The 2,073-nt window shown below is 70.2% G+C and carries 2 protein-coding genes and 1 pseudogene; all 3 read right to left on the bottom strand.

Annotated elements, in window-relative coordinates; all coding sequences use genetic code 11:
• The coding region (locus GT354_RS51950; RefSeq protein ID WP_161365511.1) for an ATP-binding cassette domain-containing protein at positions 1-355 on the bottom strand (355 nt) is incomplete at its 3' end.
• Positions 352-1,674 carry an efflux RND transporter periplasmic adaptor subunit gene (locus tag GT354_RS51945; RefSeq protein ID WP_161365508.1) on the bottom strand — a complete coding sequence of 441 codons (1,323 nt, stop codon included), beginning with the start codon at positions 1,672-1,674 and terminating at the stop codon, positions 352-354. The genes GT354_RS51945 and GT354_RS51950, both read right to left, overlap by 4 nt.
• Positions 1,661-2,073 (bottom strand): annotated as a pseudogene (locus tag GT354_RS51940) (hypothetical protein); the annotation flags it as partial. The gene GT354_RS51945 and the pseudogene GT354_RS51940, both read right to left, overlap by 14 nt.

Genomic DNA, 2,073 nt, shown 5'->3' with positions numbered 1-2,073 from the left:
GGCGACGGCGGCGCGGGACGCCCGCGTACAGCAGTCCGGTCGCGACGTTCTCCGCGGCGGTGAGCCCGTCGGTGAGGTGGAACTGCTGGAACACGAAACCGAGCAGGCGTCCGCGCAGGGCGGAGAGCCGACGGTCGGACAGGACGCCGACGTCGTGGCCCAGGATCGACACCGTGCCCGCGGTCGGGGTGTCCAACGTGCCCATCAGGTTGAGCAGGGTGGACTTGCCGGAGCCGGACGGGCCGACGATGCCCACGAGTTCGCCGGATTCGATCGTGAGCGACACGTCGTCGAGGGCCTTGACGCCGCCGGGATACGCCTTGCTCGCGCGTATTACCGCCAGGACCGCGCTCACGACGTGGTCACCACTCGCGTGCCCGGTTCCAGGCCGCTGCCCTCGACCTCGACCATGCCCTTGACGAACAGACCGGTCTTGACCGCGATCAGGCGGCCGGCGGGGATCTGGACGGCGTAGCCGCCTTCGCGGAGCGCGACCAGCGCGCCGATCGGCACGGTCAGGACTCCCTTCCTGGTCTCGGTGACGAAGCGGACCTGGACGCCGGCCGCGTCGAGGTTCTTGACCGCGGCGGGGTCGTCGAGGGTGACCGTCACGGTCATCTTCGCCCCGCCGACGTCCGAGTCCGGGCCGCCCAGTCCGGCGTCCTTGCGTTCCGCGCTGCGGCCGACCCCGGACACCGTGCCGCGGGCCTCGGTGTTGTCCGGGAGTACGACGATCACGGGGGTGTCCACCACGATCGAACCGATGTCGGTCGCGGCCACGGGCACGCTGACCGCCTTGGCCGTCGGCGTGACGGTCATCACCGGTCCGCCGGCCGCGTCGTCACCGAGCGCGGCGGACAGCGCGCCCACCCGGATCTCGCCGGTCGACACGGTGACGTCGCCGACGTCGAGGAACCCGGTCTGTGGGGTGCCGAGCGCCTTTTGCCACTTCTTGAGCGCCGTGGACAAGGCGGGTGTCCAGGTCGCCTCGCCCGTCGGCATGCCGGTGGGCTGACTGCCGATGTCGTAGCCGAGCGCCTTGAGATTGTCCGCGACCATCCGCACGTCACGTCCCCGCGGCGGCTTGGCGGCTTCCTTCTTGGTCGTGTCCTGCTTGGTGGTGTCCTGTTCGGTGCCCGATTTCGGGTCCGTCTTGGTGTCCGACTTCGAGTCTGTCCGGGTGTCGGTCTTGGTGTCCCCCTTCGGGTCCGTCTTGGTGTCCGTCGCGCCGCCCGCCGCGTCCCCGTCCGGCTTTCCCAGTGCGCGGAACATCGGAGTCGCCCCGTAGAAGAGCGAGACCGGCCGATCGTCCAGGCGGTACAGCTGCTTGCCGCGGGTGATCGTGTCGCCGCTCTTGGGCAGCCACGTCACGATGCCTTTGCGGCCGGCCTTGAGCGGCTGTTCGGTGCCGAACCCGAGCGTGCCCGGCAGTTCGCGGGCGTCGGACAGGTCGGTCCGGGTCACGGTCGCCGTCTGGACGCCGGCCGACTTCTTCGCCGGACCCTCCGATCCACCACTGCGACGCGCGACGGCGAACGCGGCGACCGCGCCCAGGACCAGCACCACGACGACGACCAGTCCGACGCAGCGGCCGACCCGACCGACCCGCGCCCGCCGTGGATCGCCGGGCTCGACGGCGCCGATTCCGACGCCGTCCTCGTCAGCGCTTGGCACTGAAGGCCTCCACCTTGCAGTCCTGCTCGACCTTGCGCTGCTGCTCGAAGCTCAACGTCGAGTCGCCCGTATAGGTCCACCCGTCGGAGACGACCTTGACCTTCATCCCCTTCGCGTTCATGCACTTGACCCAGTCGCGCATGCCGTCGTCGTACTTGGGGTTCGTCTTGGGATCCATCTCCGGTGGCATCAGCGGCAGTTTGACCTCGCACGCCTCGAACTCGCGGGCGTACTTCTTGGTGCGCGCCTTCTCGCCCTCCACGGACCCGGTCTGGCGGGTGTCGACGCCCTTGTCGCGCAGGCACGCCTCGTACGTGTCCCACATGCGCTTCTCGTCCTCCTCCGACGTGTCGAGGCGGCGCTGCGGTCGGCCGGCGGCGGGCGCGCCCGACTTCGGGC

The sequence above is a fragment of the Streptomyces sp. SID3343 genome (genome assembly GCF_009865215.1).
GTDB lineage: Bacteria > Actinomycetota > Actinomycetes > Streptomycetales > Streptomycetaceae > Embleya.
This window is presented reverse-complemented; position numbering and strand designations above follow the sequence as displayed.